General features: G+C 79.2%; 4 protein-coding genes and 1 pseudogene. 1 reads left to right on the top strand and 4 read right to left on the bottom strand.

The genetic code is table 11. The features are described 5' to 3' along the window. The 3 genes from GTR00_RS25890 to purD all read right to left on the bottom strand — a co-directional run. On the bottom strand, positions 1-1,275 hold a 1,275-nt coding region (locus tag GTR00_RS25890; RefSeq protein ID WP_323132487.1), incomplete at its 3' end, for a GGDEF domain-containing protein. Positions 1,276-1,455: 180 nt separating this feature from the next. After that, entirely contained in the window at positions 1,456-2,352 is an 897-nt protein-coding gene (locus GTR00_RS14370; RefSeq protein ID WP_166612291.1) for a phosphoribosylaminoimidazolesuccinocarboxamide synthase, read from the bottom strand. Further along, positions 2,349-3,611, bottom strand: a complete 1,263-nt coding sequence (gene purD / locus GTR00_RS14365; protein ID WP_166612290.1) for a phosphoribosylamine--glycine ligase — start codon at positions 3,609-3,611, stop codon at positions 2,349-2,351. The genes GTR00_RS14370 and purD overlap by 4 nt, the downstream gene beginning before the upstream one ends. Before the next feature lie 74 nt (positions 3,612-3,685). On the opposite strand from purD, the gene GTR00_RS14360 reads away from it, so the two are divergent. Next, positions 3,686-4,774 carry an FUSC family protein gene (locus tag GTR00_RS14360; RefSeq protein ID WP_166612289.1) on the top strand — a complete coding sequence of 363 codons (1,089 nt, stop codon included), beginning with the start codon at positions 3,686-3,688 and terminating at the stop codon, positions 4,772-4,774. A 34-nt stretch (positions 4,775-4,808) separates the two neighbouring features. On the opposite strand, the pseudogene GTR00_RS23015 reads toward GTR00_RS14360, so the two are convergent. Beyond that, positions 4,809-5,006, bottom strand: a pseudogene (locus GTR00_RS23015) (hemerythrin domain-containing protein); the annotation flags it as partial.

Raw genomic sequence — 5,006 nt, 5'->3', positions numbered from 1 at the left:
GCGCAGCAGCTCCTCGGCGTCGGCGGTGCCCGCCCGCGCGGAGCAGGCGGTGCCCACGCTGGCGCCCACGTGGTCCACCCGCACCCCGCCGGGCTCGTAGGGGGCGCGCAGGGCGGCGACGACGCGGGCGGCGACCTCGCGCGCGGCGGCCTCGGCGGAGGCGTCGGGCACGGGCAGCACCGCGGCGAACTCGTCCCCGCCCAGCCGCGCCACCGTCCCCGGCTCGGGCACCGCCGCGCGCAGGCGCCGCGCCACCTCCACCAGCAGGGCGTCCCCAGCCGCGTGGCCCAGGGTGTCGTTGACGCGCTTGAAGCCGTCCAGGTCGACCAGCAGCACCCCGGCCGGGCCGGCGGCGGCCGCCCGCGCGAGGCGCTCGTGCAGCAGCGCCCGGTTGGGCAGGCCGGTGAGCGCGTCGTGGCCGACGCGGTGGCGCAGCTCGGCCTCGCTGGCGCGCAGACGCCGCACCAGGTCGCGGTTCTCCGCCAGCGTCACGGACTGCCGCAGCATCAGCAGCGCCAGCAGCACCACCGCCGCCACCGCCTCGGGGGTGTCCACGCGCCCCAGCGCGAACCGCCGCGCGACGACCACCGCGAAGGCCGGCAGCACCAGCACGTACGGGACCAGGGCGACCAGCCAGGCCGTGGGGGGCGTGGCGCGGCGCACCGACGTGCCCCGGTAGGCGCGGGAGGCGGCCACGTACAGGGCGCAGCAGGCCAGCCAGGCGGTCGCGCTCCAGCCCTGCGGCGGCCGGCCGCCGAGCAGGTGCAGCGCGCGCAGGACCTCCGCCGCCGCGGCGGCCAGCAGCCCGCCGCTGAGCAGCAGCGGCATCAGCCAGCGCTCCACGGGGATCTCCGTGACCACCACGAGCAGGTTGAGCACCGCCAGCAGCAGCGGCACCACCGGTCGCACGAGCAGCACCGCGTCGGCGTCCGCGGCGGCCCGCCAGGCGGGGGCGAGGACGAGCACGTGCAGGACGGTCCCGGCGGCGACGGCGCCCGCGGCGGCGTCCAGCAGGACCCTCAGGCGGGCCCGGCGCACGGGGGTGCGCGAGGTGGCGCACGTGGCGGCGAGCACCAGCAGGGCGGCGGCCAGGGCCAGCGCCACCTCCAGCGCCGGGTGGCGGTCGGGCAGCATGGCCCGCGCCGCGCCGGTGAGGAACGCCGCGCCGTGGCAGCACCAGGCGAACGCCGCGCGCGGCGAGCCGCGGCGGGCGGCGCGCGCGCAGGCCGCGGCCGCGAGCAGGGCGGCGACGGCCACGACGACGGGGGCGCTCACCCGCCGCTCACCGGCCCGTCGTCCTCCACCCGGGGGTCCTCGGCAGCGGGCGGCGCGGGCTGAACACCGCCGGGCGCGGACCACCCGCCCGGCGGTGCCGGGCCCGGCGCGCGGGACCCGGCGGGTCAGGCCGGGATCAGGCCGGGGTCAGGCGGGGGTCAGGCGGGGGTCAGGCCGTGGTCAGGCGGTGAAGGTGCGGCCGGTCAGCCGCTCGTACGCCTCCACGTAGCGGCCCCGGGTGCGCTCGAGGACCTGCTCGGGCAGCGGCGGCGGCGGCGCGCCGCCGGCGCGGTCCCAGCCGGAGGCCGGCGAGGTCAGCCAGTCGCGCACGAACTGCTTGTCGAAGCTGGGCTGGGCCCGGCCCGGCCGCCACTCCTCCGCCGGCCAGAAGCGCGAGGAGTCCGGGGTGAGGACCTCGTCGCCCAGCACGGTGCGCCCGTCGGCGCGGCCGAACTCCAGCTTGGTGTCGGCCAGCACGATGCCGCGCTCGCGGGCGATCCCCTCGGCGCGCGCGTACACCGCCAGGGTCAGCTCGCGCAGCTCGGCGGCCGCGTCCGCGCCGACCGTCGCGGCGACGTGCTCGAAGGGGACGTTCTCGTCGTGCTCGCCCAGCTCCGCCTTGGTGGCCGGGGTGAAGACCGGCTCGGGCAGCCGCGAGCCGTCCACCAGGCCCTCGGGCAGCGCGATCCCGCACACCGACCCGCCGGCGCGGTACTCCGCCAGGCCCGAGCCGGTCAGGTAGCCGCGCGCGACGCACTCCACGGGGAACATCTCCAGCTCCCGGCACACCATGGCCCGGCCCGCCACGGCCGCGGGCACGTCGGTGGAGAGCACGTGGTGCGGCACCAGGTCGGCCAGGCGCTCGAACCACCACAGCGACAGGGCCGTGAGCACCTTGCCCTTGTCGGGGACCTCGCTGGCCAGGACGTGGTCGTAGGCGCTGATGCGGTCGCTGGCCACGACGAGCACCTCGCCGCGCGCGCCGGAGGCCGGCACGTACAGGTCGCGGACCTTGCCGGAGTAGGTGTGCCGCCAGCCGGGCAGCTGCGGCGGGGCGGGCAGCGCGGGGGCGCTCACGCGCCGGCCGCCGCGGCCGCGATGTCGGTGCGGAAGCGCCCGCCGTCCAGGTGCACCGAGCGCACCGCGTCGTAGGCGGCCGCGCGCGCCTCGGCCAGGTCCGCGCCGGTGCCCACCACGGACAGCACCCGCCCGCCGGAGCTGACCACGCCCGTGCCGTCGGGCGCCGGGGCGGTGCCGGCGTGCAGGACGTGCGCGCCCGGCACCGCGTCGGCGTCCTCCAGCCCGCGCAGCAGCCCGCCGGTGCGCGGCGCCTCGGGGTAGCCGGGGGCGGCGAGCACCACGGTGACGGCGGCGTCCTCGCGCCAGCGCAGCGGCGGCAGGTCGCGCAGCGCGCCGGGGGTGGCGCACGCGCGCAGCACCTGCCCCAGCGGCGTGGCCAGGCGGGCCAGCACCACCTGCGTCTCGGGGTCGCCGAAGCGGGCGTTGAACTCCACCACGCGCAGGCCGCGGGAGGTCAGCGCCAGCCCGCAGTACAGGACGCCGCTGAAGGGGGTGCCGCGCCGGGCCATCTCGGCGACGACGGGCCGCGCGACGCGCTCGACGACCTGCTCGGCCAGGTCCGCCGGCGCCCACGGCAGCGGCGAGTAGGCGCCCATGCCGCCGGTGTTGGGGCCGGCGTCGCCGTCGAGGGCGCGCTTGAAGTCCTGCGCGGGGGCCAGCGCGAGGACCTCCTCGCCGTCGGTGAGGCAGAAGACGGACACCTCCGGGCCGTCGAGGAACTCCTCCACCACGACGGGGCCGTGGCCCAGGCAGGCGCGGGCGTGCTCCAGGGCGGCGGCGCGGTCGTCGGTGACGACGACGCCCTTGCCGGCGGCCAGGCCGTCGTCCTTGACGACGTGCGGGGCGCCGAAGGCGTCCAGGGCGGAGGCGACCTCCTCCTCGGTGGTGCACACGCGCGCCATCGCCGTGGGCACCGCGGCGGCGGCCATCACCTCCTTGGCGAAGGCCTTGGAGCCCTCCAGGCGGGCGGCCTCGGCCGAGGGGCCGAAGCAGGCGATGCCCTCGGCGCGCACCGCGTCGGCCGCGCCGGCCACCAGGGGGACCTCCGGGCCGACCACGACGAGGTCGGCGCCCAGGCGGCGGGCGAGCGCGGCCACGGCGGCGGGGTCGGCGGCGTCCACCGGCTCGCACGGGGCGACCAGGGCGGTGCCGGCGTTGCCCGGGGCGGCGACGACGCGGTCCACCCCCGGGTCGTCGAGCAGGGCGCGCACCAGGGCGTGCTCACGGGCACCGGAGCCGATGACGAGGACGTCCACGGCGACCGAGCGTAGGGCCTGGCGCGGGGCGCTCGTGACGGGCGCGGACGGGGCCGGTGCGGGATGATCCGCCCGTGCCCCGCAGCGTCCCGTCGTCCCTGGCCGTGCGGCGCCGGGCGCGCACGGGCTGGCAGCGCTGGCAGGGCTCGTGGTGGCAGATCCTGCAGTGCGGGCTGGGCGCGGGCGTGGCCTGGACCCTGGCGCAGGTGCTGTGGGACCAGCCGTACCCGGTCTTCGCGTGCGTGGCGGTCGTCGTCTCGCTGGGCGTGCAGAACAACGCCCGGCTGCGGCGCGTGGCCGAGCTGGGCGCCGGGGTGACCGTGGGGGTGCTGCTGGGCACCGTCATCGCCCACCTCATCGGCCGCGGACCCTGGCAGATCTCCCTCATCGTCGTGGCCGCGATGGGCATCGCCCGGTTCCTGGACTCCGGGGTGCTGCTGGTGAACCAGGCGGCGCTGCAGGCCACGTTCATCATCGCCTTCCCCCCGCAGCAGGGCGGCGGGTACGGGCGGTGGCTGGACGCCATGACGGGCGTGGCGGTGGCGCTGGCGATCGCCGCGCTGCTGCCGCCGGACCCCACCCGCGACGTGCGCAGCCGCGGGCGCGCCTTCACCGGTCAGCTCGCGGACCTGCTCGAGGACGCCGCCGACGCGGTGCGCGAGCACGACGCGGCGAAGGCGGACGCGGTGCTGGAGCGCGCCCGCGCCACGCAGGGCGAGCTGGAGGGGTGGGCGCAGTCGGTGGTCGCCGGCCGGGAGGTGCACCGCCTCTCGCCGCTGCGGCGCGGCAGCCGGGCGGAGATCGCCGAGCAGCAGCGGCTGCAGGCCGGGGTGGACCGGGCCACCCGCAACGTGCGGGTGATGCTGCGGCGGGTGTCCACCGCGCTGGAGTACGACGAGCAGCTGCCCGCCTCGCTGGCCGGGGCGCTGGAGTCCCTGGCGGCCGCGGTGCGCTCGCTGGGGCAGCCGGCCTACGAGGGCGAGTCGGTGCCGCCGTCGGTGGCGGGGCTGAAGGAGCTGGCGGTGACGCTGGGCCCGCGCACGCTGGGCGCGGAGTCGCTGTCGGCGACGGTGGTGGTGGCGCAGCTGCGCTCGGTGGTGGTGGACCTGCTGCAGGCGCAGGGCGTGGACCGGCAGGAGGCGCACCGGCTGCTGCCGCGCTGAGGGGGCGCCGGCGGGCGCCCCCCCGGCACCGCCCTCAGCGCCGGCGCAGCACCCGCGCGGCGGCCAGCGCCACGAGCACCGCGGCCGCCGCGGTCCCGGCGCGCCGGGCCGCCCCGGCCCCCGCGAGGTGCTCCGCGGCGTCCTTGACGCGGTCGGTGACCGCCAGCGGCACGGCGGCCAGGGCGTTGCCGGGCGGGCGGCGCGGCACGCGCGGGTGCGGGCGGGTGGGCGC

Source organism: Kineococcus indalonis, assembly GCF_009906395.1.
Classification (GTDB): domain Bacteria; phylum Actinomycetota; class Actinomycetes; order Actinomycetales; family Kineococcaceae; genus Kineococcus; species Kineococcus indalonis.
Note: the sequence above shows the minus strand (reverse complement) of the source record. Positions and strands in the feature narration are given on the sequence as shown.